Genomic DNA, 26735 nt, shown 5'->3' with positions numbered 1-26735 from the left:
CGCCCCATGAACATTCAGTCTCCAGGCGGGGGCGGAGGACCCATAGACGGTGCCATGGTGCACCTTGGGGTGAAGCCGGCCCTGTGAGAGAACGCCCGTGAGGCGTCCAGCAGGGAAGGCCGGACAGTCCACTCGTCCGAATCCGACAGCTAACTTCGCCGGCGCCGAGAGGACCCACATTTTGCTTTCCCACCTCAAACACGGCCTCCGCCGTGCCGTTTCCCCGTCTTCGCCGAACAGGGGCCGCCGCCGTGCAGCTGTCCTTACCGAGCCAACCCGGGGAAGCCGCGGACAGCAGCTTGGTGTGGCAGCCGCGGTCACGGGACTGATTGCCGTGACCGCACTGTCCGCAGCGCAGGCGGACCCCGGCCTGCTGGCCGCTCGTCCTGCCGCATCAGAATCCTCCGCAGCCGCACAGCCCGCAGCGGATGCAGACGCCGGCCTGGCGTTTGACCGTCCCGAGGTCAGCTCCGCACCCGCGCCGGAACCTTCTCCGGCGATCGCGGCCCAGTCGTCAGGGCCGGTCCAGGCTCCACCAGCACCAGCCGCACCGGCCACGGGGTTGCGGGAGCCACTTGCCGCGATGAACGTCAACTCTCCCTTCGGATACAGAGGCAACCCCGTGACCGGCGCAGCCGGTGAACTGCACACAGGGGTGGACGTGGCCACGGCGGCGGGCACACCCGTGCTCGCCGCTGGCGCAGGGACAGTGACCGAAGCAGGATGGAGCCAGTATGGCGGCGGGAACAGGATTGTGGTGGACCACGGCAACGGCCTGAAAACCACTTACAACCATCTGGCTACCATCGGTGTTTCCGTCGGGCAGACCCTCGCCCAGGGCGTGCAGATCGGCGGAGTGGGCAGCTCCGGGAACTCGACCGGAAACCACCTCCACTTTGAGGTTATGGTCAATGACCAAACCGTCGACCCGGCCACCTTTATCTGAGCGAAGCTTCCCCGCTCCCGCGTAAGTCCGGGCAGAGGGCTCGCAGCCGATCGCATCGAGAATCCATGGAACACCCACCATCCATCCAGAAAACTCACAGATTCTGGGAGCATGATGGGAGCATGAAGAAGACCGGCCCAGAAGCCAAGCTGCTAGTTGTTGATGACGAACCCAACATCCGCGAGCTGCTGTCCACCTCGCTCCGGTTCGCAGGCTTCGAGGTGGTCTCTGCCGCCAACGGCCGTGACGCGCTGGCCGCCGCCGAGCTCCACGCGCCCGATCTGGCGGTGCTGGACGTGATGCTGCCGGACATGGACGGCTTCACCGTCACCCGCAAGCTGCGGGCTTCGGGCAAGCACTTCCCGGTCCTGTTCCTCACAGCGAAGGACGACACCGAGGACAAGGTCACCGGCCTCACGGTGGGCGGGGATGACTATGTCACCAAGCCGTTCAGCCTGGACGAGGTGGTGGCCCGCATCCGCGCGGTCCTGCGCCGCACGCAGCCCCTGCTCGACGACGACGATGCCGTGATCCGGGTGGACGACCTGGAGCTCGACGACGACGCCCACGAGGTGCGCCGCGGCGGCACCGTGATTGAACTGTCCCCCACGGAATTCAAGCTCCTCCGGTACCTCATGCTGAACCCCAACCGGGTGCTGTCAAAATCCCAGATCCTGGACCATGTCTGGGAGTACAACTTCAACGGCGACGCCTCGATCGTGGAGTCCTACATCTCCTACCTCCGGCGCAAGGTGGACATTGATCCGGACGCACCGGCCCTGATCCAGACCAAACGCGGAGTGGGCTACGTGCTCCGGACGGCCGAGAAGCGCTGATCTTGCTGCAGCGGTGGAAATCGGCCTCACTGAGGTCCCAGCTGGTGGCCATGATCATGGCACTGCTGATTGTTGCGCTGACTGCGACCGGCGCCGGAACCCTGACGCTGCTGCACAGCTACCTCCAGGCACAGGTGGATGACAAGCTGTACGCCGCCGTCGACCTCGCCAGCAAGCAGCGCTCGTTCACCCAGCTGCAGGCACCCACCAACCCGATGGTTCCCACGGACTACTCCCTGATTCTTTACACCCCTGGTGAGGACCCCCAGCTGTTGGGCGGCGATCCGGATGAGCGCCCCGACATCTCAACCATCTCCGTCGAGGAGGCCCAGGACCGGGGCGCGCGTCCTTACCAGGTGCGCGGCACCGACGGTCAGAACTGGCGAGTGGTCGCTGTCACCGTGCTCTATATCGGCCGTCCTGCCGTGGTTGTGATCGGATTGCCGCTGCAAAGCGTCGATGACGTCCTCAAGCACGCCACCCTGGTGGTCACCGGCGTCGGCCTGCTCACCCTGCTGCTGGCCTCCCTGATTGCCAGCTGGACCGTGTCCCGGTCCTTCCGGCCGCTGGCCAAGGTGGAAAAGACCGCAGCTGCCATCGCCGCCGGCGATCTTTCCCGGCGTGTGGATGTCGATAATCCCGGCACCGAAGTGGGGCGGCTCGGCAGCTCGCTGAACGCCATGCTGGCCCATATCGAGACCGCCTTCGCCGCCCGGACAGCCTCCGAGGGCAGAATGCGTCGGTTCGCGGCCGACGCCTCCCACGAGCTGCGTACGCCGCTCGTGACCATCAGGGGGTTCTCCGAGCTCTACCGCCACGGTGCCCTGGACACCGACGAGGACGTGGCCACGGCCATGGGGCGGATCGAAAGTGAAGCCAAACGGATGGGTTCAATGGTGGAGGACCTCCTCCTGCTGGCGCGCCTGGACGAACAGCGCCCGCTCCAGCAAAAGCCCGTTGACCTGCAGCTGGTTGCCCACGATGCAGTGGTGGACACGCAGGCAAGCGACCGCTCACGCCCCATCTCCCTGACCGGCCTTGGCGACGATCCGCCCGCCCCCGCACCGGTGCTCGGTGACGAAGCAAAACTGCGACAGGTGGTGGGGAACCTCGTAGGGAACGCCCTGCGCTACACGCCGGACGGCAGCCCGATCGAACTCGCCGTCGGGGTCCGGACCTCCGACGGCGGGAAGCCGATCGCCGTGATCGAGGTCCGTGATCACGGCCCCGGCATCTCCGAAGAGGACGCGTCCAAGGTGTTCGAGCGTTTCTACCGCGCGGACACGTCCCGGACGCGTGAGACCGGCGGCAGCGGCCTGGGGCTCGCGATTGTGGCCGCCATTGTGGGATCGCACGGCGGGTCCGTCAGGTTGGAGAAGACCGACGGCGGCGGGGCCACCCTGGTGGTCAGCCTGCCTGTCCGGGACGACGCCACCGATGCGGCTCCGTTGGACGGAAGCCACGGCAATGGCAAGGTTATCCACATATAGCCACGGAGCGTGGCGGGCGGGCAGTGCCGGTCCGTAGGCTCGCTGTAGTGGCCCGGAGCAGCCGGGCGGGCAGCAGATGCTGTCCCACTACTTCGAGAGGCAGCAAGCCATGAGCATCATTTCCGTCGACACCGAACTCCTTCAGCTCAAGTCGGCCAACGTCAAAGCAACCGTGGACCGGATCAGCTCGGACGTCCAGGCCATGAAGCGCGGCCTCGACGAACTGCAGTCCACCTGGCGGGGTTCGGCGGCCAACAACTTCCAGGCCCTGGTGACCGAGTGGACACTCACCCAGGGCAAGGTGGAGGCGTCGCTGGCATCCATCAACATGGCTCTTGCATCGGCAGCCTCAACCTACGCCCAGGCCGAGCAGGGCAACACCCAGCGCTTCAGCTGAGTCCGCAGCCGAAATGGCCTCTAAGCCTCCGGCGTCCCCTGGCGGAAGCGGAGCCGCCATCTGTTGCCGTCCAAGACCCACAGTGAGCTATGGAGAGCCGTGCCGGAGCGCGAGTAGCTACGGCACGTCAGCAGGATCGCGCTGGTCCCGATGCGGTCCGCACCCAGGATCTCCAGTTCAGTGTGCTGGCCCGGTTCCTCTTCCAGCGCCATCATCGTGGCGTCACGGGTCCATACCCTGCCCGAGGTTCCGATCTCCATAAAATCAGGGTGCAGGAGGACGCCGATGCGGCCGATGTCGCCACGGATGTCCGGGCCCGACAATTCACGTTCGAGGGCCTCGACGATCGCTTCGGGGCTGGCCTCAGCCCCGGCGGACTCCGACGGGGCGAAGGAGTCGCTCTCCAGTTCGCTGAAGAGGTCCGGCTCGTCGTAGGGGCCTTGGTTGAAGAGGTCCTGGCCGTACGAGCCCTGACCGTCTGAGCGAGCACCGCCGGCTGTGCTGGCGGCCGCGGGGCTGACCGCCACAGGGCTGACCGCGACCGGGGCGCCTGCTGCCGGGGCTCCTGCGAATCCTGGGCCGGAACGGGCAGCCACACCCTGCTGGTACGCGGTGGCGGCGTCACGCGCACGGACATCGGCGGCCTCATTGAGGTCGTGGCCTGCGTGGCCCTTGACCCACTCGAAGGTGTATTTCCGGCCGGCGATTTCCCGGTCGATTTCCTTGAGCAGCTCCACGTTCAGGACGGGCTTGCCGTCGGCCTTGCGCCAGCCCTTGCGCTTCCAGCCCGGCATCCATTTGGTGATGGAGTTGATCACGTACTGGCTGTCGCACAGGACCCTCAGGTCCTCCTCCGGGACGTGGGCCGTGGCGCGGAACAGGTCCAGGACGGCCATCAGCTCGCCCTGGTTGTTGGTGCCGTGCGGCCATCCCCCAGCGCGCCAACAGTCGTCGTTTACATACCAGGCCCAACCGGCCGGGCCGGGATTTCCTAAAGCCGAACCGTCGGCCGCTGCAGTAATTGTCACGGAACCATCCTGCCAGATGGCGCCGACAACCGGTTCAGCCAGCCTTTGGGAAACCGCTTACCGAAAAGTCTTGACGCCGAAGTCGAAGCGCGGAAGAATCGGAATCCTGACCGGGAAAGCGCTTTCTCAGTCGAGGCTTCCCCACCGGCACCGACGCCGTCACGGGGACACGCGCGGGGTGGACCTCCACCCTTTTGAGGAAGGCACATCAATGAAGATTCGGGCCATCAGCCGCAGGAGATTACAGTTCGGCGCAGTCGCCGTCGCTGTTTCACTGCTTGCCACAGGCTGCGGCGCACCCGCAGGCTCCAGCGAAAATGACGAAGTCACGCTGCGGTTCGCCTGGTGGGGCAATGAGTACCTGAACGCCCAAACAGAGCGAGTCATCGACGCGTTCGAGGCGGAACATCCCAACATCAAGATCGAATCCGAGCCGGGCGAATGGGCCAGCTACTGGGACAAACTGGCCACCACGACCGCCGCCAATGACGCACCGGATGTCATCCAGATGGACCAGAAATACATCGCCGAATACGGTGGCCGCGGGGCGCTGCTGGACCTGTCCAAACAGGGCGGGATCGACACCTCCAAGCTGGACAAGGAATCACTGGCGTCTGGCCAATACGACGACGCACAGTACGGGTTGAGCACCGGGAAGAACGCGTACGTCATCATGGCGAACACCAAGGTCTTCGAGGCTGCCAACGTTCCCGTCCCCGACGACACCACGTGGACCTGGGACGACTTCATGGACACCGCCGCGAAACTCAGCGCGGCCGGTAACGGGAAGAGCTACGGCGCAGCCTATGGCAGCAACGAGGCTGACCTCATTATCTGGCTTCGGCAGCACGGCGAGAACCTCTACTCCCAGGACGGAAAACTGGATTTCGACACCGCTACGGCCGCTTCGTTCTGGGAGCGGCTGAAGGAACAGCGTGACTCCCAGGCAAGCCCGCCTGCCACGGTGGCCACCGAAGACTCCGGCGCAGGCCTTGAGGAGAGCCTGTTCGGCACCAACCGGGTAGGCATGGCCTGGTGGTGGACCAACCAGTTGGGATCGCTGGAAACCACCACGGGCAGCAGTATCAAGATGCTCCGCGCCCCCAGCACCGGCGGGAAGTCTGCGGCTAACGGCATGTACTACAAGCCCACCATGTTCTGGTCTGCGTCGTCACGGTCCAAGCACCCGGAGGCAGCCGCAACCTTTATCGACTACCTGGCCAACAGCCCCGCGGCGGGCGCCATCCTTATGACAGACCGCGGAGTGCCCAGCAACTCGGAGATCGTCGAGGGCATCACCCCGGACCTCAAGCCGGCAGACACCACCGTGGTGGCCTTCCTGAAGGACATCGCTCCGGATATCGCCGACGCGCCTCCCGTCCCGCCGGTGGGTGCCGGCAGCGTCCAGAACGTCATCAAACGGTTCACCGATGAAGTCCTCTACGACCGGATGACTCCGCAGGCGGCGGCCGAAGCGTTCAAGAAGGAAGTCGAAGGAATGCTGGCCACGGCCCGCAAGTAACGGAGCCAGGCAAAAACAAAAAAGCGGCCCCCTCCAGTGGAGGGGGCCGCATTTTGGTTTGCGCGGAACGTATTCCGGGCGCTGGGGACTAGAAGCCGCCCATGCCGCCCATGTCGTCGCCGCCGCCCATGGCCGGAGCGTGCTTCTCCGGCTTGTCGGCCACAACGGCCTCGGTGGTGAGGAACAGTCCGGCAATGGAAGCCGCGTTCTGCAGGGCAGAGCGGGTTACCTTGACGGGGTCGTTGATGCCGGCAGCAAGCAGGTCGACGTACTCGCCGGTTGCTGCGTTCAGGCCGTGGCCTGCAGGCAGGCCGCGGACCTTGTCGACAACAACGCCAGGCTCGAGGCCGGCGTTGAAGGCGATCTGCTTCAGCGGGGCGTCGATGGCAACGCGGACGATGTTGGCGCCCGTTGCTTCGTCACCCTGGAGCTGCAGGTTGGCGAACGCCTTGGCGCCGGCCTGGATCAGTGCAACGCCGCCACCGGCGACGATGCCTTCTTCAACAGCAGCCTTCGCGTTGCGGACAGCGTCCTCAATGCGGTGCTTGCGTTCCTTGAGCTCAACTTCGGTTGCGGCACCGGCCTTGATGACTGCAACGCCGCCGGCCAGCTTGGCCAGGCGTTCCTGCAGCTTCTCGCGGTCGTAGTCCGAATCGGAGTTTTCGATCTCGGCACGGATCTGGGAAACGCGGCCAGCGATCTGGTCGGCGTCGCCGGCACCTTCAACGATGGTGGTCTCGTCCTTGGTGACAACAACCTTGCGGGCGCGTCCCAGGAGTTCCAGTCCGGCGGTCTCCAGCTTGAGTCCGACTTCCTCGGCGATGACCTGGCCACCGGTGAGGACAGCGATGTCGGCCAGCTGGGCCTTGCGGCGGTCGCCGAAGCCCGGAGCCTTGACGGCAACACTCTTGAACGTGCCACGGATCTTGTTGACGATCAGGGTGGCCAGGGCCTCGCCCTCGATGTCCTCGGCAATGATCAGCAGCGGCTTGCTGGACTGCATGACCTTTTCCAGGACAGCAACCAGTTCCTTGACGTTGGAGATCTTGGAGTTGACGATCAGGATGTAGGGATCCTCAAGGACCGTTTCCTGGCGATCGGTGTCGGTGACGAAGTAGGCCGAGATGTAGCCCTTGTCGAAGCGCATGCCTTCGGTGAGCTCGAGCTCCAGGCCGAAGGTGTTGGACTCCTCGACGGTGATAACGCCTTCTTTGCCCACCTTGTCCAGGGCTTCAGCGATCAGGGCGCCGATTTCGTCGTCACCGGCGGAGATGGAAGCCGTAGCCGCAATCTCTTCCTTGGTTTCGATTTCCTTGGCGGAGGCCAGCAGTTCAACCGTGACGGCCGCTACAGCCTTCTCGATGCCGCGCTTGAGGGACAGCGGGTCAGCGCCGGCCGCAACGTTGCGCAGGCCTTCCTTGACGAGGGCCTGGGCCAGCACGGTAGCCGTGGTGGTGCCGTCGCCCGCGACGTCATCCGTCTTCTTGGCAACTTCCTTGACCAGCTCGGCGCCGATCTTTTCGTAAGGGTCGTCCAGCTCGATCTCCTTGGCGATGGAAACACCATCGTTGGTGATCGTGGGGGCGCCCCACTTCTTTTCGAGGACGACGTTGCGTCCACGCGGGCCGAGGGTGACCTTGACGGCGTCGGCGAGGATGTTCAGGCCCCGCTCAAGACCGCGGCGTGCCTCTTCATCAAATGCAATGATCTTGGCCATAACGGCAGTAGTCCTTTCGGGACAGTCGTTAAGAATGAACCTCACTGCAGTGCCCGCGACGGACGATCCTTCACCGGCGGCCTCTGTATGCCGCGGCTGGGGATCTCACTCCAGCTAGGTATTTCTCTCGCTCCACGACCGCCGCCAAGCTCCGCTGCCGGATAAACCGGACGTTGCTTTAGCAGTCGGTACGTAGGAGTGCTAAGTCAATAATTAGCACTCCCTAGGTGAGAGTGCAAGCGAAAGGTCCCGCAAATCGCCTTGTCAGGGCAGCCCGTTCGCCACCGGCGATCAGCCGGTGGCCCGCCCTGCCGCCTCACGGCCGCTGAGCACTGCCCTGTTGTCTGCGCCGTAGGTGAACACCATGTAGTTGGCCGTGGTGATGTCACCGTTGGAATCGAAGGCAACCGGCCCCGATTCGCCGTCGTAATTAATGTCCGCTCCGGTCTTCAGGGCCGCGAGGCAGTCGGGGTAGGACAGGCACGGCTTGGTGGCCGGGCCAGTGGCCTGCGCGCCGGGCTGACTGCGAGCTGTCCCGCCGGACACGGCGATCAGGTTCGCGGCGATGGAGCGGCCGGCATCGTCGTCAGCCTTCGCTGCCGCCAGGACCGCGAGGTTCACGGCGTCGTAGGTCTCCGCGGCGAACGAAAGGTCTTTCAATGCTGGGTTGACCGACACAAGGCGGGCTTGGAAGTCCGCGGACGGCAGCACACCAGGCACCACTGCACGCGCGCCGTCGAGGGCCTTGGATCCCAGCCCCGAACCGTACTGGGCGAAGGCACCGTCGCTCAGGATGATGCGCTTGCCCGAAAGTCCCGCGTTATTGAGTTCTGCGATGGCGCCCTGGGCGTCGTCCCTGGCGATCAGCACCACTGCGTCAGGCGTGGCGGCCTTGGCAGCGGCGGCGGCGTTCCCGGCGGCGCCGGGCTTGAATGCGGTGGTGGAGACAGTCTCCAGGCCTGCGTTCTTGGCAGCGCCGGCCACCGCGGCAGCTACGTCCTTGCCGTAGGCGCTCTCCTGATGGACCACGGCAAGGCTCTTTGCGCCGCCGTCCTTGGCGAGTTTCACCAGCACCGAGGCCTGGGCAACGTCCGCCGCCGCCGTCCTGAAGTAATAGCCGCCGCTCTTGTAGCGGGACAGGCCGGCAGCGGAGTTGGCCGGCGAGACGAGCGGGACGCGGCCAGCCGAGAGGACGTCGATGGCGGCGGCCGCGTGACTCGAATCCGTGGGTCCAATGACCGCATCAACCTTGGCTGAGGCCAGATTCCTGGCCTGGGCATCCGTTCCATCACCGTCGCCGACCACCAGATCGACGGGCCTGCCCTTGTGACCGCCGGCCGCATTGATCTCCTTGATGGCAAGCTGGGCCGCGGCGAGCTGCGAGTCGTTGAGGAAGGCCTGCTCCCCTGTGCTGTCCTGGATCAGCCCGATCCGCAGCGTGCCGTCACCGGATGCTTCAGCGGATTCAACGCGGGCGTTGCCGCCGGCTCCGACACAGCCGGCCAGTGCCACCAGGAGTGCCGTGCCTGTAGCTGAGCGGAGGATTATTGAACGCAAACTGCGGGAGGTCACTGCGCGGGCCGGACGTTTTCTGCCTGCGGGCCTTTCTCGCCTTCGCCGACTTCAAGCTCGACGCGCTGTCCCTCATCCAGGGCCCGGTAGCCCTCGCCCTCAATGGCTGACCAGTGCACAAAGACATCGTCCCCGGAGCCGTCCACCGTAATAAAGCCGTAGCCCTTTTCGGCGTTGAACCACTTAACCGTTCCCAATGCCATGATGTCCACTCTTTCCGTCGTGCCGTCGGTCCCCGGCGGAAGTGTGCCGCTTGTTACGGACCGAAGCCTGAAATCACTCTAGCGACAAGCCAACCGGCGGGCCGAGCCACACGGCCGCTCCGGTGCCCAAAAGTTATTCAGGCGTAACCGCCGAAGTGTCACCGGTAGTCCGGGCCCAGGACAACAACCAGCGGAACCTGGAACTCCTGGCTCTCCACCAGGGTAGGGATGCTTAGGAGTTCGGAGACTGCTTCGGCGTTGGCTTTCTGCGCCGGTCCTGCATAGAAGATTGCGGATGTCTGCTGCGGTGCGCCGCCCCAGTTCCCCACCTGGCCCAGCGTCCAGCCATCGGCCTGGACCATCGAGCTGATGCGTCCGGCGAGCCCGGCCGTACCGGCGGCGTTGTAGATGGCCACGCCCTGGGTCTTGTCCAGCCCAACCGCGGAGGGAATGTTGCTGGGCGAAGCGCTGGGCTCGGCGTCGGCGCTCGCAGAGGGCTCCGGGTCCGCGGAAGATTCGGTGGTGGCCGACGGTGCCGCGCTTGCCTCGGGCGCCGCGGGTGATTCCAGGCTGGTGGAGGCTTCACTGCCGGCCTGGGTGAACCCGAGCTTGGGAAGGATCAGGAAGGACACCACTCCGATGGCCAATGCCACAATCCCCACCGCGAGGATGGGCCACAGCTTGCGGCGGGCAGGCGCCGAGGCCGCACGGTGGACGCCCTGCCGCGAGGCGGACTCCGGAACCTTATCGAATTCATCCCGAGCGTATTTGGTCATGGTGGGGAGACGTCCTTGTTGATTGCTGCTGATGGCTCAGCACGAGCGTGGTCAGGCGTCGGAACCCAGGCGTCGTGCAGTGCGTGCCCGGTGACGCGACGTACGTAGTCTACGCAATCTCTTCACCAGCATGGGGTCGTGGGCCAGTGCAGCCTCGGTGTCGATGAGGGCGTTGAGCAGCTGGTAGTAGTGGGTCGCGGACAGATCGAACAGCTCCCTGATGGCCTGTTCCTTGGCCCCCGCGTACTTCCACCATTGCCGCTCCAATGCCAGCATCTGCTGGTCGCGCTCGCTTAATGGGGAGTCGCGGAGCGCAAAATCCGCTAGCAAAGTGCCGCGCTCCTCCGGCTCCGGCATATGTTCCCGAGCAGGCTCCGCCACGGCACATCCCTTCGCTGGTTGAGTAGAAAGTCTCCTCCCATGTTACGGCGTGAATAACATCATTGTCATTTGCGCCCCGGCTGCAGCGGCCGGTAACCCTGCGAGAATGGGAGCGTGTTTGATTCTGACGCGCTGTTCGAACTGACGGCGGACCCGGCGGAGGCCGTTGGCTTTGCCGAGCTTGCCGCCTTGCCGCTCAGTGAGCTGATGGCCGCCGACTGGGCGGAGGCGCTGGGCCCCTTGGAGAGTGAGCTGCGCGGCGTCCTGGGCTTCCTGGCCACCGAAGTTGCCGCGGGGCACCAAGTCCTGCCGGCGCCGTCGAACGTTCTGCGCGCCTTCCGGCAGCCGCTGGCCGGTGTGAAGGTCCTGGTGGTGGGCCAGGACCCCTACCCGACGCCGGGCCACGCGATCGGCCTGTCCTTCGCCGTTGACGGGCGGACCCGCCCCATCCCGCGGAGCCTGGCGAATATCTACCGCGAGCTGGAGGCCGATCTGGGCCTTCCCGCGCGCGTCCACGGCGACCTGTCCGCCTGGGCCAGCCAAGGGGTCCTGCTGCTGAACCGGGTCATGAGCGTCCGCGCCGGGGCCGCCGGCTCCCACCGCGGCAAAGGCTGGGAGGCCATCACGACGGCGGCAGTCACCGCGGTTGCCAACCGGCGCACGTCCGACGGCGGCCCGGCGCCGCTGGTGGCGCTGCTGTGGGGCAAGGACGCGGAGAATGTCCGCCCGCTCCTGTCGGGCGCGGCGGCCGTGTCCAGCGCCCACCCCAGCCCGTTGTCGGCGTCGCGCGGGTTCTTCGGCTCCCGGCCCTTCAGCACCGTCAACCGGCTGCTGCAGGACCAGGGTTGCCCGGGCGTAACCTGGGACCTCCCCCCGGTTCCTTAGCTTAGGGTTACCTTATGAGCACTCTTCCGGCCGCCACCAACGCCACGAAAAAGACACGTCCGCAGATCGATCTCACGGTCATTCGACGGGAGGAACTCTCGCCGCACATGGTCAGGATCGTGGCCGGCGGCGAAGGTTTTGCCGCCTACGTGAACAACAGCTTCGTGGACCGCTACATCAAAATTGTCTTCCCACAGCCCGGCGTTGACTATGCCCAGCCCCTGGACCTGTGGACCATCCGCGAAACCATGCCCCGCGAGCAGTGGCCCTACACCCGCACGTACACGGTCCGCTGGGTGGACACCGAGGCGCAGGAACTCGCCATCGACTTTGTGATCCACGGCGACGAGGGGCTGGCCGGTCCCTGGGCGGCTGCCGCGCAGCCCGGCGACGCCTTCACTTTTACCGGCCCGGGCGGCGCGTACAACCCGGCGCCCGACGCCGACTGGTACCTTTTTGCCGGTGATGAAGCCGCACTTCCCGCCATCGCCGCCGCCATCGAATCCTTGCCGGCGGAAGCGCGTGGCCTGGCGTTTGTCGAGGTGGACAGCGATGCCGACGTCCAGCCCATCGGCTCCCCGGCGGGGCTCCAGGTGACCTGGCTCCGCCGCAACGGCGCTCCTGCGGGCTTCGGGGACCTCCTCATTTCAGCGGTGGCCGACGCCGAGTGGCCCGCTGGCCGGGTTGACGTTTTTGCCCACGGCGAGCGCGGCTACATGAAGAGACTGCGGGACGTGTTTTTCGTCCAGCGCGGCCTTGAACGGAGCCAGGTTTCACTGTCCGGCTACTGGGCCCAGGGCCGGGTGGAGGACGACTTCCAGGCCGAGAAAAAACTGCCCGTCGGGAAGATCTAAGCAGGGAAAATCTGAGCAGTACCTAGCGGCGCCGGGCGCGGCGGCGTTCGTTGCTGGCCAGGCTGCGTGTCAGCGGCCTGGCCAGGGTGTCGCCGAGGACAATGCCGCCGGCCGTGCCCAGGACGATCGCGCCGGCGTTGAGCATACCGCCGGCGCCGAAGATGATTTCGGATTCCTCGATGGTCAGCACATACATGGACCGGAAAATGGTCAGCCCGGGCAGTAGGATCAGGGCCGCCGGGACGGCCACCACCAACTGGGGAGCGCCCATCTTCAGCGCCACCACGCGCGCCAGCAGGCCAATCACGACGGCGGCGAGCGCCGGCGAGAACCGGTCACCGACGCCGAGGGACGAGGCACCCAACAGCACAAAATAGCCCACCACGCCCACGCCTGCGGTGGGCAGCAGGAGCTCCCACGAGGTCTGCTCCGTCACACCGATGGCCATCACGGCCACGGCGATAAAGATCACCAGGACCCAGAGGTCGTAGGCAGGCGGGAACGTCTCGGTGACATCAATTTGCTGCATTCCGGTCATCGCGCCCACTACGAAGGCCACGGCGATCCCGGCCACAATCGCGCCGAAAGTCAGCAAGGTGGACAGGAACCGGCCCGCAGCGGTCACAGGGAAGCCGTTGATGGCGTCCTGGACCGAGGAGACGAGCCGCCCGGTGGGCAGGAGCAGGAGGATTCCGCCCACCACTACAATCGCCGGTGCGTTCGTGAGGTCAAAGCGCCACAACAGCAGCGCGGTGAGCGTGACGGCGAAGGAGCATGCCGCCGTCGTAAAGAAGTCCGGAACCCGCCACCGGCCCAGCTGGCGGGCGAGCAGGCTGACGCCGATGTTGGCCACGAAGGCAATGCCCGAGGACGCCGGGCCTCCGCCGAGCACGCCCACAAAGACTCCGGCGAACACGCCGAAGGCTATGGTGACCATCCAGCGCGGGAAGGGTTTGGGGCTGGTGATGGCCTCGTCCAGCCGGCGGATGGCCTCATCGCGGCCCACTCCCCCGGCCACGATGTCCGTTACCAGCCGGTGGACCTTGGCCAGCCCGGCATAGTTATTGGTCCAGGACCGCACCACCCGGAGCAGCGAGATGGGCGTCTGGTCCTTGGGCGCATAGTTGATGGCCACCGACTGGTTGGTGATGTCCACTTCGATGTTTTTCAGCCCCAGCGCCGCGGTGACGGCAATAATGCTGGTCTCCACCTCCAGGGCGCCTGCCCCGTACCGGAACATGGTCTCGGCCAGGTGCAGGGAGAAGTCCAGGGTCTTGCGTGCGGAGGTGTCCACGCCTCCCACCTGGATCATGGGGTTGGCGTAGGGGCTGCCGGCGAGCCTGTCCACAATGCTTAGTGGCGCCGTCGGCGGGTTCTCCCCGCGTACCAGGCGCCGCAGCATCCTCTTGGCCGCGACATCCTGGCGGAGCTGGGAGGGTGTCAGCGGCTCGGTTTTCGGCAAACCGTCGGTGGGAGGCCTGCGCCGTGGATTTTCAGGTCGATCGTTCACCTTGGTGCTCCTCCCTTATGGCAGTTCGTGGATTGGTGTCAGGCCTGGCGCTTCAGGGGCAGTTTGCCCAGCAGGGTGCGGGCCGCGGCGATGGCCGCGCGGACCAGGCGGTTGGTCTGGAAGGCTACCGGCCGCACGGGCATCACGAAGTCACCCAGCAGCTGGACCACGTCGCCGCCGAAGCCCTTCTTGAACTCGTAGCCGCCGTGGCCTTCTTCGTCCTGCCCCTGGATGCCGAAGGTGCCGTAGAAGTTGTAGCGCGAGTAGCCCTTCTCCAGCGCGTGCAGCATCATCCCCCAGTACAGGGACGTGGCGCCGTTGAAGTAGATGTAGTCCTGCTTGGTGCCGCCGATAACGCAGACCACCTCGTCCCCGAAGCAGACGAAGTGGATGGCGGCCACGGTTGCCACACCCACCGAGTCCGGGAACCGCTCGATGTCCCTGAGGCTGCGCTCGTAGCTGTCCACGAGGTCCTGGACTACTTTGAGGCGGTTGGCCTTCTTTTTGCTGCCGGTCTCTTCAACCTCACGGCGGAGTTCGGCCGCGGACGCGGATTCCGCTTCCAGGCGTTCGGTGATGGACTTCCGGTACGCGGGGATGTCGATCTTGGCCATCATGAGCTTGGTGAACTCGGCCGAGGTGGTCCGCAGGAGCTGCTCGTAGTATTCGCGCTCCCGGTAGAAGAAGCCCTTCTCGTCCCCGGCCATGCTCAGCGCGTTGTAGAACTCGTCGAGGGTTTCAAGGGTGGCCTGCTCCAGGAACACACCGTTCTTTTCCGCCTTCCGGATGGCCTTCCGGGTCCGGTAGCTGGTGCCCATGATGAGCTCCTCTGCGTCCGGGACGCCGCCGAGCTGCTTGATGAACATCCAGTTCACGTTGGCGAAGTTCATCTCCGAGCCCTGGTGTTCAAGACCCAGGCCGGCCAGTTCCGCAACGAGCGGCCTGTTGTCCACGATCTCGGGGTGTTCGGCGCCGTCGGCATCGCGGGCGATGTACGTCAGGTTCGGCGAAATCCGCAGTTCGGCCGCCTTGCGTTCCGCGGCACGTTCCTTGAGAAGTCCGACGACGTCACGCACCAGGGCGGGGTCCGTGTAGTCCAGGAGGGGGCCCTTGGCGCACTCGCACACTTTGTAGCCCCAGCGGTTGGTGGTGTAGATCAGCTTCCCGGCGGCGACCAGATCGCCGTCGCGCCTGACACCGAACAGTTCCACTGCCTGTCCGCGGGCGCGCTGGAAGCGCGTGAAGTCGGCGGACTGGATGAAGCTGTTTTGCGGGTGGTTGAGGGCGAAGGATTCGAACTCGGCATCGCTGAGGACGCCGAACTCGAGTCCGGTGCCGGCCTTGGTTGGATTCACGGAAATAACCTCATCTATGGCTGCGCCGCTGCCTGGGCATGCGCTGGCCGTCGTGGTGTGGATGGTGAGCGTGGCTGGTGGGCGGTCAGTAGAACTGCTGGCCGGTGCGTGCGGTTTCGAGCCGGCGGAAGATCCGTTCCGCGCCCTTGACCCACAGGGCATGCCTGATGGGAGAAACTACGTAGTCGTAGCAGCCGACGAAGTCCGTGACCGTCTTGGTGAAGCTCGTTTTGAACATGCCCATGCCATACAGGTTGTGGGATTTGTCCTTGATCCGGTCAGCCGACGGCGTCCCGCAGAAGTCGTACTCGGTGCACCCGAGTTCCTGCATTCTTCGGATGGCTGACCACTGGACCAGGTGCGAATCGCCGTACTGCTTCCTGTTCTGGGTGGAGCCGCCGTCCTTGTAGGTTGCCTTGGATCCGTAGTTGATCACAAAGGCTCCCACACTGGGTTTGCCGTCCTCATAAACGAAGAAGAAGCTGCCTTGGCCGCGGCTGCAGAATTCGTCCCAGAACCGGGTGTAGTACTCGAGGCTGCGCAGCGGCATGGAACCCTTGGCGTTCACGGTGTCCGCCATCAGGTCATACAGCGCCCGGTACGTTTCCGGGCCTGGCTCCTGCTGCACCACCGCGCAGCCTTCGCGTTCTGCCCGGCGGACCGCGTTGCGGGCGCGGGAGGAGATGGACCGGAACACCTGGTTCTCCGGTGCCGCGATGCCCAGCAGCGCGGTGGAGTCATTGGATTGGATGTTCGGGGCCTTCACCAGGCCGGCGGCGGCGAGCTGTGCCCGGGCTTCCGGGGCGCTCACGATATCAGGTTCAATCTTGATGGTGAAGACGTTGAGCTTCCGGCTCCGGGCGAATGCGGCGCACGCGTCCAGGACCGGTTTGAGGTCCTCGACGGCACCCAGGTCAGGGCCCTTGATCAGGTACCACAGGCGGCCCAGCATGGGGAATTTCTTCTCCAGCACCAGGTTGTAGCTGGCGGTTCCGGCAGACTCCAGGACCAGGAAGCGGGCGGTCCAGCCGCTGCCGTTCTTCACGGACGCGTAGGCGGCAGACTGCAGCATGTTGCCGCCGTTCGGGTTGGCCGTGACGTGCTTGTCCCAGTTCTCAATTTCCTCCGCTGTGGCAAAGCGGGCGGTGAATTCTCGCAAGGGGGCCGTGTCCAATCTCAGGGGTTGCGTAGCCACAAGTCTAAAGCCTCCGGTTGGGGCGGCAGGTCCCCGCCGGCCCGGTGATCGAGCTTGTCGAGATCCAGGGTTTCGCTCCCCAACCGCTCCCTAACCTCGCAAGCTCGGTCAGGGAACCCTGCGGTCGTGGGCCCGGCTCAACCACCGTTAGTCTTCGAACTCGGACAGGGGCGGGCAGGAGCAGATCAGATTGCGGTCCCCTGCTGCGCCGTCGATGCGGCCGACCGGCGGGAAGTACTTGTCCTGCTTGAGGTGGTGGACCGGGAACGCGGCCTGCTCACGCGGGTACTGACGGGTCCAGTCGGAAGATACGACGGCGGACGCGGTGTGGGGTGCGTGGCGCAGCGGGCTGTTCTCCACGGTGAAGTCGCCGTTGGCCACCTGGTCGATCTCCTTCCGGATGGTGATCATCGCGTCGATGAAACGGTCGATCTCCACCAGGTCCTCGGACTCCGTGGGCTCCACCATCAGCGTGCCGGCAACCGGGAACGCCAGGGTGGGGGCGTGGAAACCGTAGTCGATCAGGCGCTTGGCCACGTCCTCGGCGGTGACGCCGGTCTTCGCCGTCAGGTCGCGGAGGTCCAGGATGCACTCGTGCGCCACCAGCCCGCCCTCGCCCGTGTAGAGGACCGGGAAGTACTCGTTCAGCCGCGCTGCAACATAGTTCGCTGCCAGCAGCGCCGACTTCGTGGCCTCGGTCAGGCCTTCGGCACCCATGAGCTTCACATATGCCCAGGAGATCGGCAGGACACCGGCGGAGCCGAACCGTGAGGCGGAGATCGGGACGTCATTGCCTTCGGTCCAGGTAGCCGCGTTACCCGGCATAAACGGCGCCAGGTGCGCCTTGGCCGCAACCGGGCCTACACCGGGGCCGCCGCCGCCGTGCGGGATGCAGAAGGTCTTGTGCAGGTTCAGGTGCGAAACGTCGCCGCCGAACTTGCCCGGCTGCGCCAGGCCCACAAGCGCGTTCAGGTTGGCACCGTCGACGTACACCTGGCCACCGGCGGCGTGCACCGAATCGCACACCTCGCGGACATCAGCGTCATAGACACCGTGCGTGGATGGGTAGGTGATCATGATCGCCGAGAGGGCGTCCTTGTTGGCCTCGATCTTGGCGTACAGGTCGGTGTGGTCGATGCTGCCGTCAGGTGCGGTGGCGACGACAACTACCTTCATGCCGGCGAGGACAGCGGAGGCGGCGTTGGTGCCGTGCGCCGAGGCCGGAATCAGGCAGACCGTGCGCTGGTCATCGCCGCGGGACAGGTGGTAGCCGCGGATCGCCAGCAGGCCCGCGAGCTCGCCCTGCGAACCGGCGTTCGGCTGCAGGGACACCTGGTCGTAGCCCGTGATCTCCGTCAACTGGTCTTCGAGATCGGTGATGAGTTCGCGCCAGCCCACGGTCTGGGAATCCGGGGCGAACGGGTGGATCGAGGCGAACTCCGGCCAGGAAATGGCTTCCATCTCGGCCGTGGCGTTCAGCTTCATGGTGCACGAACCCAGCGGGATCATGGTCCGGTCCAGCGCCAGGTCGCGGTCACTCAGCCGGCGGATGTAGCGCAGCAGCTGCGTCTCGGAACGGTGGGTATTGAACACAGGGTGCTGCAGGTAACCGGAGGAGCGTTCGACGGCGGCATCCAGCGCGAACCCAGTGTCAGGGCCGGCGTCCGCGCCCACCGCCGTGGCACCAAAGGCTTCCAGCACACCGGCAACGATGGCCGGGGTGGTGGTTTCGTCGGCGGACACGCCGACCGTGTCGCCGTCGATGTGGCGCAGGTTGATGCCCTTGGCCTCCGCGGTGGCAACAATGGCGGCAGCCTTGCCGGGCACGGAAACCGTGACGGTATCAAAGAAGCTCGTGTGCAGGACGTCCAGGCCGGCCGCCTTCAGGGACGCGGCGATGGTTGCAGCGTGGCGGTGTGTGGTCTCGGCGATTGCCTTGAGGCCGTCGGGGCCGTGGTAAACGGCGTAGAAGGAGGAGACGATGGCCAGCAGGGCCTGCGCGGTGCAGATGTTGGACGTGGCCTTCTCACGGCGGATGTGCTGCTCGCGGGTCTGCAGCGCCAGACGGTACGCGGGGACACCGGCGTCGTCCTTGGACACGCCGACGAGGCGGCCGGGCATGGACCGCTCCAGCCCCTTGGCCACCGCCATGTACGCGGCGTGCGGTCCGCCGAAGAACAGCGGCACACCGAAACGCTGGGTCGAACCGACGGCGATGTCCGCGCCCTGCTCCCCGGGAGGGGTGATCAGCGTCAGCGCCAACAGGTCGGCGGCAACGGTGACCAGGGCGCCGCGCTCCTTGGCCGCGGCAATCAAGTCGGCGTGGTTGAAGACCCGGCCGGACACGCCCGGCTGCTGGAGCACGATGCCGTTGATGACGCCGTCGGGCAGCCCGGCGGAGAGGTCAGCGACCTCCACCTCGAAACCGAGGGCCTCGGCGCGGCCCTTCACGATCGCGATGGTCTGCGGCAGGCAGTCAGCATCCAGGACGGTCTTGCCGTCGTGGGCGGCCTTGTTCTTGTTCGCCCGGCGCATCATCAGGACGGCCTCGGCCACCGCGGTGGCTTCGTCCAGCAGGGAAGCGTTCGCGATCGGAAGTCCTACGAGGTCCTGGACCATGGTCTGGAAGTTCAGGAGCGCCTCCAGCCGGCCCTGGGAGATTTCGGGCTGGTACGGCGTGTAGGCGGTGTACCAGGCCGGGGCCTCCAGGATGTTCCGGCGGATCACGGCGGGGGTGACGGTGTCGTAGTAGCCTTGGCCGATCATCTGCACAGCCGTCTTGTTCTTGCCCGCGAGCTTCCGCAGCTCCGCAAGGACCTCAACCTCGCTCAGGGCGTCCTTGAGGCGGAGGGCCACATCCTGCCGGATGCCGTTGGGGACGGCAGTATCCACCAGCGCGTCCACAGTGCCGTAGCCGACTGCCTTAAGCATGGAGTCGGTATCGGCCTGGCGGCGGGCGCCAATATGCCGGTCAACGAAAGTGGCCGAGGCCGAATTAACACTCACAAGGAACTCCATTACTAAGGCGGGCGCAGGGTACGCCACATCGACTCGGGTTCCTCCCCGCTCTGTCTGGGACCTGAGAGTTTCCGCGCAGCCTGCTTCCGCTAGGCTGCGCTTGCACCGTCGGTGGGCACAGCGGTCCTGACATTCCGGAGTGATCCGGGACGCTTCAGGCGGACGGCCTGCCACTTTCCAGAGTTGCCTGGCCGCGGCGGTACGTGGGCCTGAGAGATTCCTGGGGAGGATTTGCTCCTACGGCGCCTGTTGTACCTACTAACAGAACTCTCCCGCCGCAGATCAAAGGCATATTCAGATTTTGTGCCGGCCGCAGATGGTCGCCACGATGTCCAATTCTCCTACGCCCCGGGCCGCCGGGCAAATGAAGCCGTCGGGGTTCAGCCGCGCAGCCGCTCCACGGCGGCAAGGAGCTCCTCAACGTCGCTGTGCCTACCCCCGCCGTTCCCTGTGGGGCCGCTCTCCCACATGGCGTTGAAGTACAGCCCATCCCCCATATACAGGACGGCCTTGGCCATGGCCTGGCCGACGTCGGCCGCGATCAGGTCCAGCCACTGCTGCTGGATGGCGGCAAATCTCCGGCGCGCACCGTCATGCGCCACCTCGGCCAGCCGGGTGGCGGCCACGAAGGAGCGGTCCATCGGCGTATCGGACCAGAGCGAGGAACGGATGAAGTACGCCGCCGCACCTTCAGCCGCACCGGCCATGACCTCAAGGTCTTCCACAGCCAAGCGGTCCAGGCGCTCAAGCATGGCGGCGATCAGCGCTTCCTTATTGGGGAAGTGGTACAGCAGGCCACCTTTGGACACCCCGGCCCGCTTGGCCACCGCGTCCAACGTGGCAGCCCGCTCCCCCACATCAATCAGGAGTTCTTCAAATGCGTCGAGCACTGCATCTCGGGCTACGGGTTTTCTGGGCATGGCTTCAATCATGCATGCTGGGCGGCGATTTCTTAACTATACCGTCCAGACGGTACAGTTATCCGCATGACGTTGTCCGCACAGTCCAACCAGAACACGCACAGCACACCCATCCCCGCAGGCCTGCGGCCATCGGGGCCCTCCCGGGCGCCGTGGCGCGACTGGCTCGCGCTGGCCCTGCTGATGTTTCCGGTGCTCCTGGTTGCGGTGGACAACACCGCGCTGACGTTTGCGCTTCCGGCCATCGCCAGCAGCCTGGAGGCAACCGGCGTCCAGCTGCTGTGGATCGTGGACGCCTACCCCCTGGTGCTTGCAGGGCTGCTGGTTGCCATGGGCAGCCTGGGTGACCGGATCGGGCGGCGCCGGCTCCTGCTGACCGGCAGTGTCGGCTTTGCCGTGGTCTCGGCGGCAACGGCCTTCGCCCCCAGCGCCGAGTGGCTGATTGCGGGACGGGCGGCGCTGGGATTCTTCGGCGCCATGCTGATGCCGTCCACCCTGTCGCTGATCCGCAACATTTTTCCGGACCCTAACCGGCGCCGCCTTGCCATTGCGATCTGGGCCGCTGGCTTCTCCGGTGGCGCAGCGCTGGGTCCCATCTTCGGGGGCTGGCTGGTGGAGCATTTCTGGTGGGGCGCCATCCTGCTGGTCGCCGTGCCCATCATGCTGCCCCTGCTGGTGCTCGGCCCGGCCTTCATCCCTGAATCAAGGGATCCGCGCCCCGGACGGGTGGACGTGCCCAGCATCGCGCTGTCCCTGCTGGTGATGGTGCCCGTTGTGTACGGCATCAAGGAGCTGGTGACCGAAGGTTTCGGGGCCGCCCCGGTGGGGTTCGTGGCCTTTGGCCTCGCCATGGGCGTCGTTTTTGTCCGCCGCCAGCAGCGGCTGGCCAGCCCCCTGCTGGACATGTCCCTGTTCGGCAACCGGGTCTTCAGCACCGCCATCACGGCCAACGTGCTGGCCCTGTTCTCGTTCAACGGCTTTATCCTGTTCCTCGCCCAGCACCTGCAGCTCCTGGACGGGATGACGCCGTCGGCCGCCGGAATAGCCATGATCCCGGCCCTGGTAGCGACAGTGGTGGCCGGATTGGCAGTGGTGCCGCTGGTCCGGAAAGTGCGTCCGGGCTTTGTGGTGGCGAGCGGCCTGGCCATGAGCGCCACCGGCTACGGCATCGTAGTCTTCGGTGATCACGGCTCCGGCCCGGCCCTCCTGCTGGCCGCGCTCCTGATCCTCGCCCTGGGCGTGGGCACAGCGGAAACCATTTCCAATGACCTCATCCTGGGCTCGGTGCCGGCGGAGAAATCCGGAGCGGCGGCCGCCATCTCGGAAACGGGGTATGAGGTGGGATCCCTGCTGGGGACGGCAGTGCTGGGCTCCATCCTGACCGCTTCCTACCAGCGCAATCTCCTCATGCCGGCCGGTGTGGAAGAAACTGCGTATGGAACGGCGGTGCACCACGCGGGTGAGACGTTGGCGGGCGCTGTGGAACTGTCCGTCAGCCTGCCGGCTCCGCTGGCCGAAGCGCTCCGCGGCGCAGCACGCCTGGCGTTTGATTCGGGCGTCCACACCACTGCGGCAATTGCGCTGGTACTGATGGCGGGCGCGGCAGTCCTTGCCGCCGTCGTACTCCGGAAAGTTCCGACGGCGGACTAGGACTGACGGTGCCTACTTGGCGTCAGGGGCGGTGACGCTGGCGGAGGCCTTCATGGTCTCCGCGTTGACCATCCACGCGTACTGCTCCAGCTTGGCGATGAATTCGTGGAGCAGGTCCGCGGTGGTGGGATCCTCGTCGTCCACTTCGTCATGGACCTTGCGCATGGTGCCCACGGCAGCCTCAAGCGCGGCAACGATCCGCTCAATGGCGTCCTTGGTGTTGATGAGGCCCCCGGGGAACTGGGCCAGGGACGTGGACTTGGCCACCGTGGCGCTGCGGCCGTCCGGCAGGGCGTGGAGGGCGCGCATCCGCTCGGCCATATCGTCCGCGAACTGCCGGGCGGCGTCCACGATTTCGTCCAGCTGCAGGTGCAGGTCCCGGAAGTTGGTCCCCACAATGTTCCAGTGCGCCTGCTTGCCCTGGAGGTGCAGCTCGATCAGGTCCGCCAGGACGGCCTGCAGGTTGTTGGTCAGGGTCGGTGAAGCTTTCATGAATCCTCCTCGATTGGTCCAGTAACGCCGACGCTATCAGCCGCGGTCTCGATCGCTGCAGGCCGGATGCAAATTTCCCAGCGAGCTTATTAATGTCGCCGGAGCGTCATAAAAGAACGGGATTCATTTAAACCGTTGCGCGAAGGCCGTCTACCCTCCATACTAAATGAACGTCATTCATTTAGTGACGGTCGTCTCACTGGAAGTAAGCCCATGATTGAAATTTCCTGCCTCGACTCCCCCACCTCCCTGGCCCGGACAACGCCGTCCGTCCGCCCTGCCCTTCGGGTAGGCGTTGTGCAGCACCGCTGGCATGCCGACACTGCCGTCCTGCAGGCCGAACTCGATGAAGGAATCGGCCGGGCCGCCAGGCTCGGTGCCTCGGTCGTTTTCCTGCCCGAACTCACCCTTTCCCGCTACCCCGCGGACACGCGCCCGGAAAACAACCAGGCTGCCGGCGTCCGCCCGTCGGACACCGCTGAGGACCTCCTCACCGGTCCCACCTTCCGGTTTGCTGCCGAGGCAGCCCGTCGCCACGGCGTGGCTGTCCATGCCTCGCTGTACCAGCAGGCGGAGAACCCTGACGGCAGCGACGACGGCCTGGGACTGAACACCGCCATCCTGGTTTCCCCCGAAGGTGAACTGCTGGCCCGGACGCACAAGCTCCACATCCCGGTCACGGCCGGCTACTACGAAGACAAGTTCTTCCGCCAGGGGCCCGCGGCAGCGGATGCCTACGAGGTCCATGCGCCTGCGGAACTGGGCGGCGCCCGGCTGGGCATGCCCACCTGCTGGGACGAATGGTTTCCGGAGGTGGCCCGGCTCTACTCCCTCGGTGGCGCAGAGATCTTGGTCTACCCCACGGCCATCGGCTCTGAGCCGGACCACCCGGATTTCGACACCCAGCCACTGTGGCAGCAGGTGATTGTCGGCAACGGCATCGCCAACGGGCTCTTTATGGTGGCGCCCAACCGCTGGGGCGATGAAGGAACACTGAACTTTTACGGCTCCTCCTTCATCTCCGATCCGTACGGCCGCGTTCTGGTGCAGGCCCCGCGCAATGCCTCCGCAGTGCTGGTGGCAGACCTGGACCTGGGCCAGCGGCGGGACTGGCTGACACTCTTCCCCTTCCTGGCCACGCGCCGCCCCGATACGTATGGCCGGCTCGCGGAACCCGTACGACGTGACCAGCCGCTGGGCGGGGAAGAAGCGGGGATTTCGCTCCCCACCCGCCCCCTAACCTCGCAAGCTCGGCCAGGGAACCCTGCGGTCGTGGCCTCAGGCTCAATCACCGGTCAGGAAGTGACCGCATGAACACGTGGCGCATGCCTGCCGAAACCGCTCCGCAGGAGCGGCTGTGGATGGCCTTTCCCACTGGCGGCTACACGCTGGGCGACACGGAGGAAGCTGCCCACGCTGCCCGGTCCACCTGGGCAGCGGTGGCCAACGCCGCCGTCGAATTTGAGCCCGTCACCGTGGTGGTGGACCCCGACGACGTCGGCATGGCCGCCCGCTATCTGCACCCGGACGTCGAGGTGCTTGCCGCCCCGCTCAACGATGCGTGGATGCGGGACATCGGCCCCACCTTTGTGCTCGGTGAGGACGGACGCCTCGGCGCCGTCGATTGGGTCTTCAACGGCTGGGGCGCCCAGGACTGGGCGCGCTGGGACAAGGACGCGCTGATCGCCGGCGAGGTCTCAACCCGCGCCGGCGCCACGCACATCGCGTCCGCGCTGGTCAACGAAGGCGGCGGCATCCAGGTGGACGGCCAGGGAACCGTCCTGGTGACCGAAACCGTGCAGCTGGATCCGGGCCGCAACCCCGGACTCAGCCGCGAGGACGTGGAAGCCGAGCTCGCCCGGACCATCGGCGCAACCCAGGTGGTCTGGCTCCCCCGCGGGCTGGCCAGGGATTCGGAACGGTTCGGCACACGCGGTCATGTGGACATCGTGGCCGCCATCCCCTCCCCCGGCACACTGCTGGTGCATTCCCAGCAGGACCCCCGCCACCCGGACTTCCAGGTGAGCCGCGACATCATCGAGCACCTCCGCACCACGAGGGACGCGGCCGGACGCGAGTGGAACATCATCGAAGTCCCCGCCCCTGAAGTGCTCTGGGATGACGAAGGATTTGTGGACTACAGCTACATCAACCACGTTGTGGTCAACGGCGGCGTCATCGCCTGTACGTTCGGGGACCCCAACGATGACAAGGCGCTGCAGATCCTGGCGGAGGCCTACCCCGGCCGCCGCGTGGTCGGCATCGACGCCCGCGAACTGTTCGCCCGCGGCGGCGGCATCCACTGCATCACCCAACAGCAGCCTGCTGCCTCGTAGAAAGGGCCCACCATGATCCAAACAATCAGCCAGGACAGCAAAACGGCCGCCGGCACGTCGCACGACATATCCGGCAAGGGACTGAAGGCCGGGCAGCTGGGCCTCCTCGCCGTCGTCGTCCTTGGCATTTCAACCGTTGCGCCGGCCTACACGCTGACCGGCGCGCTCGGCCCCACCGTCAACGCGGCCGGACTGCAGCTGCCGGTCATCTTCCTCATCGGCTTCATCCCGATGATCCTGGTGTCGCTCGCCTACCGCGAACTCAACGCCGATTCGCCGGACAGCGGCACCACGTTCACCTGGGTGACCAAGGCGTTCGGGCCGTGGGTGGGCTGGATGGGCGGCTGGGGACTGCTCGCGGCCAACGTCATCGTCCTGTCCAACCTGGCCGGCGTGGCGGTGGACTTCTTCTACCTGTTCCTGGCGCAGCTGACGGGCGCCCCGGAACTCGCGGATCTCGCCGCCAACAAGCCGCTCAACGTGGCCACGTGCTTCGTGTTCGTGGCGCTGGCCGTGTGGATCAGCTACCGGGGCCTGCACACCACCAAGATCGTCCAGTACGGGCTGGTGGGCTTCCAGCTGCTGGTCCTGGGCCTGTTCGTGGCCATGGCCTTCGCCAACTGGTCCACGTCCGAGACTGCCATCCCGTTCAGCTGGGAGTGGTTCGACGTCACCAAAATCGAGACCTTCGGGCAGATCGCCGCCGGCATCTCCCTGTCGATCTTCGTGTACTGGGGCTGGGACGTCTGCCTGACCGTCAACGAAGAGACGGCCAACGGCAAGAAGACCGCCGGCCTCGCCGGCACGCTCACCGCCGTCGTCGTCCTGGGCATCTACCTGGTAGTCACCATCGCCACCATGATGTTCGCCGGCGTCGGGGATACCGGGATCGGCCTGAACAACGAAGAAAACAGCGCCAACGTCTTCACGGCGCTGGCCTCCCCCGTCATGGGACCGTTCGCCATCCTGATGTCCCTCGCGGTGCTGTCCAGCTCGGCGGCCTCGCTGCAGTCGACGTTCACCTCGCCGTCGCGCAGCCTGCTGGCCATGGCGCACTACGGGGCGCTGCCCGCGCCGTTCGCCCACATGAGCAGGAAGTTCTCGACGCCGGGCTTCGCCACCGTCGCGGCCGGCGTCCTGTCCGCCGGGTTCTACGCCGTCATGCACGTCATCAGCGAGAACGTCCTCAACGACACCATCCTGGCCCTTGGCCTGATGATCTGCTTCTACTACGGCCTGACCGCCATCGCCTGCTCCTGGTACTTCCGGGAGAGCGTGTTCAGCAGCGTCCGCAACTTCGTCCTGCGGCTCCTGTGCCCGGTACTGGGCGGCGTAGGCCTGTTCGTGGTGTTCCTGCAGACCGCTGTGGACAGCTGGGATCCGGAGTTCGGCAGCGGCTCGGAAATCGGCGGCGTGGGGCTCGTGTTTATCCTGGGCATCGGGATCCTGCTGCTCGGGGCCGTGCTCATGGTGGTCATGGCACGCCTCCGCCCCGGCTTCTTCCGCGGCGAGACGATCCGCCGGGATACCCCCGCGCTGGTGGTCCCGGAGTAGCTGCCCCCACAGCACAGCACGGCGCCCTGCCCGGAAAGTCTCCGGGCAGGGCGCTGTTTCGGTTTCCTGATCCTGTCTCAACTGCGGTTCGGCAGCGA

The 26735-nt window shown here is 65.8% G+C and carries 23 protein-coding genes and 3 riboswitches; of the genes, 11 read left to right on the top strand and 12 right to left on the bottom strand.

What is annotated here, in order from left to right; all coding sequences use genetic code 11:
• Positions 1–5: 5 nt before the first annotated feature.
• Positions 6–176, top strand: a riboswitch (cyclic di-AMP (ydaO/yuaA leader).
• Positions 177–304: 128 nt separating this feature from the next.
• The 4 genes from AC3IT0_RS04510 to AC3IT0_RS04495 all read left to right on the top strand — a co-directional run bounded on the left by AC3IT0_RS04510 (position 305) and on the right by AC3IT0_RS04495 (position 3669).
• Positions 305–946, top strand: a complete 642-nt coding sequence (locus AC3IT0_RS04510) for a M23 family metallopeptidase (RefSeq protein ID WP_489322588.1) — start codon at positions 305–307, stop codon at positions 944–946.
• A 122-nt stretch (positions 947–1068) separates the two neighbouring features.
• Positions 1069–1782 (top strand): response regulator transcription factor, encoded by a 714-nt coding sequence (locus AC3IT0_RS04505; RefSeq protein ID WP_056346636.1) that lies wholly within the window; start codon positions 1069–1071, stop codon positions 1780–1782.
• 2 nt (positions 1783–1784) lie between these two features.
• The gene (locus AC3IT0_RS04500; RefSeq protein ID WP_489322587.1) at positions 1785–3272 is read left to right on the top strand and encodes a sensor histidine kinase; all 1488 of its coding nucleotides are present in this window, start codon (positions 1785–1787) and stop codon (positions 3270–3272) included.
• 109 nt (positions 3273–3381) lie between these two features.
• Positions 3382–3669 (top strand): WXG100 family type VII secretion target, encoded by a 288-nt coding sequence (locus AC3IT0_RS04495; RefSeq protein WP_056347304.1) that lies wholly within the window; start codon positions 3382–3384, stop codon positions 3667–3669.
• A 20-nt stretch (positions 3670–3689) separates the two neighbouring features.
• Here AC3IT0_RS04495 and AC3IT0_RS04490 read toward each other — a convergent pair whose 3' ends face one another.
• Positions 3690–4697, bottom strand: a complete 1008-nt coding sequence (locus AC3IT0_RS04490; RefSeq protein WP_489322586.1) for an RNase H family protein — start codon at positions 4695–4697, stop codon at positions 3690–3692.
• A 211-nt stretch (positions 4698–4908) separates the two neighbouring features.
• Here AC3IT0_RS04490 and AC3IT0_RS04485 point away from each other — a divergent pair, with 211 nt between their 5' ends.
• Positions 4909–6219: an ABC transporter substrate-binding protein gene (locus AC3IT0_RS04485; protein ID WP_489322585.1), complete on the top strand. Its 1311-nt coding sequence runs from the start codon at positions 4909–4911 to the stop codon at positions 6217–6219.
• An 88-nt stretch (positions 6220–6307) separates the two neighbouring features.
• On the opposite strand, the gene groL is transcribed toward AC3IT0_RS04485, so the two are convergent.
• From groL to AC3IT0_RS04460, 5 genes are all read right to left on the bottom strand, one after another.
• On the bottom strand, positions 6308–7936 hold the full coding sequence (groL, locus tag AC3IT0_RS04480; protein WP_489322584.1) for a chaperonin GroEL: 1629 nt from the start codon (positions 7934–7936) through the stop codon (positions 6308–6310).
• Positions 7937–8227: 291 nt separating this feature from the next.
• A complete protein-coding gene (locus tag AC3IT0_RS04475) occupies positions 8228–9508 on the bottom strand; it encodes an ABC transporter substrate-binding protein (protein WP_489322583.1) in 1281 nt (426 codons plus the stop codon).
• Positions 9505–9711, bottom strand: coding sequence for a cold-shock protein (locus tag AC3IT0_RS04470; protein ID WP_141139551.1), 207 nt, complete (start codon positions 9709–9711; stop codon positions 9505–9507). The genes AC3IT0_RS04475 and AC3IT0_RS04470 overlap by 4 nt, the downstream gene beginning before the upstream one ends.
• A 158-nt stretch (positions 9712–9869) precedes the next feature.
• Positions 9870–10487 (bottom strand): LytR C-terminal domain-containing protein, encoded by a 618-nt coding sequence (locus AC3IT0_RS04465; protein ID WP_489322582.1) that lies wholly within the window; start codon positions 10485–10487, stop codon positions 9870–9872.
• Between the two features lie 51 nt (positions 10488–10538).
• Positions 10539–10868 carry a DUF3263 domain-containing protein gene (locus tag AC3IT0_RS04460; protein ID WP_489322581.1) on the bottom strand — a complete coding sequence of 110 codons (330 nt, stop codon included), beginning with the start codon at positions 10866–10868 and terminating at the stop codon, positions 10539–10541.
• Between the two features lie 114 nt (positions 10869–10982).
• Here AC3IT0_RS04460 and AC3IT0_RS04455 point away from each other — a divergent pair, with 114 nt between their 5' ends.
• Together AC3IT0_RS04455 and AC3IT0_RS04450 are read left to right on the top strand one after the other, a co-directional pair.
• The gene (locus tag AC3IT0_RS04455; protein WP_489322580.1) at positions 10983–11753 is read left to right on the top strand and encodes a uracil-DNA glycosylase; all 771 of its coding nucleotides are present in this window, start codon (positions 10983–10985) and stop codon (positions 11751–11753) included.
• A 14-nt stretch (positions 11754–11767) separates the two neighbouring features.
• Complete coding sequence (locus tag AC3IT0_RS04450) at positions 11768–12607, top strand: siderophore-interacting protein (protein ID WP_489322579.1); 840 nt, start codon at positions 11768–11770, stop codon at positions 12605–12607.
• Positions 12608–12629: 22 nt separating this feature from the next.
• On the opposite strand, the gene AC3IT0_RS04445 is transcribed toward AC3IT0_RS04450, so the two are convergent.
• From AC3IT0_RS04445 to AC3IT0_RS04425, 5 genes are all read right to left on the bottom strand, one after another.
• The gene (locus AC3IT0_RS04445) at positions 12630–14117 is read right to left on the bottom strand and encodes a threonine/serine exporter family protein (RefSeq protein ID WP_489322578.1); all 1488 of its coding nucleotides are present in this window, start codon (positions 14115–14117) and stop codon (positions 12630–12632) included.
• 38 nt (positions 14118–14155) lie between these two features.
• Positions 14156–15472 carry a peptidoglycan bridge formation glycyltransferase FemA/FemB family protein gene (locus AC3IT0_RS04440; RefSeq protein WP_489322577.1) on the bottom strand — a complete coding sequence of 439 codons (1317 nt, stop codon included), beginning with the start codon at positions 15470–15472 and terminating at the stop codon, positions 14156–14158.
• A gap of 85 nt (positions 15473–15557) precedes the next feature.
• Positions 15558–16631: a lipid II:glycine glycyltransferase FemX gene (locus AC3IT0_RS04435; RefSeq protein ID WP_489322576.1), complete on the bottom strand. Its 1074-nt coding sequence runs from the start codon at positions 16629–16631 to the stop codon at positions 15558–15560.
• Between the two features lie 183 nt (positions 16632–16814).
• The gene (gene gcvP, locus AC3IT0_RS04430; protein ID WP_489322575.1) at positions 16815–19685 is read right to left on the bottom strand and encodes an aminomethyl-transferring glycine dehydrogenase; all 2871 of its coding nucleotides are present in this window, start codon (positions 19683–19685) and stop codon (positions 16815–16817) included.
• Positions 19686–19725: 40 nt separating this feature from the next.
• Positions 19726–19871: riboswitch (glycine riboswitch) on the bottom strand.
• A gap of 1 nt (position 19872) precedes the next feature.
• Positions 19873–19970: riboswitch (glycine riboswitch) on the bottom strand.
• Between the two features lie 95 nt (positions 19971–20065).
• Positions 20066–20605, bottom strand: a complete 540-nt coding sequence (locus tag AC3IT0_RS04425; protein WP_489322574.1) for a TetR/AcrR family transcriptional regulator — start codon at positions 20603–20605, stop codon at positions 20066–20068.
• A gap of 66 nt (positions 20606–20671) precedes the next feature.
• Here AC3IT0_RS04425 and AC3IT0_RS04420 point away from each other — a divergent pair, with 66 nt between their 5' ends.
• Positions 20672–22255 carry an MFS transporter gene (locus AC3IT0_RS04420; RefSeq protein WP_489322573.1) on the top strand — a complete coding sequence of 528 codons (1584 nt, stop codon included), beginning with the start codon at positions 20672–20674 and terminating at the stop codon, positions 22253–22255.
• 12 nt (positions 22256–22267) lie between these two features.
• Here AC3IT0_RS04420 and AC3IT0_RS04415 read toward each other — a convergent pair whose 3' ends face one another.
• A complete protein-coding gene (locus tag AC3IT0_RS04415; RefSeq protein WP_489322572.1) occupies positions 22268–22747 on the bottom strand; it encodes a Dps family protein in 480 nt (159 codons plus the stop codon).
• A 213-nt stretch (positions 22748–22960) separates the two neighbouring features.
• Between AC3IT0_RS04415 and AC3IT0_RS04410 the strand changes: the two genes are divergently transcribed.
• From AC3IT0_RS04410 to AC3IT0_RS04400, 3 genes are read left to right on the top strand one after another with little or no spacing between them, the layout of a single operon-like run.
• On the top strand, positions 22961–24061 hold the full coding sequence (locus AC3IT0_RS04410; RefSeq protein ID WP_489322571.1) for a nitrilase-related carbon-nitrogen hydrolase: 1101 nt from the start codon (positions 22961–22963) through the stop codon (positions 24059–24061).
• Positions 24058–25083 (top strand): agmatine deiminase family protein, encoded by a 1026-nt coding sequence (locus tag AC3IT0_RS04405; protein ID WP_489322570.1) that lies wholly within the window; start codon positions 24058–24060, stop codon positions 25081–25083. Before AC3IT0_RS04410 ends, AC3IT0_RS04405 begins: the two co-directional genes overlap by 4 nt.
• 12 nt (positions 25084–25095) lie before the next feature.
• Complete coding sequence (locus tag AC3IT0_RS04400) at positions 25096–26637, top strand: APC family permease (protein ID WP_489322569.1); 1542 nt, start codon at positions 25096–25098, stop codon at positions 26635–26637.
• Positions 26638–26735: the final 98 nt, after the last annotated feature.

This window comes from Pseudarthrobacter sp. KH_020_B, assembly GCF_057840185.1.
Note: the sequence above shows the minus strand (reverse complement) of the source record. Positions and strands in the feature narration are given on the sequence as shown.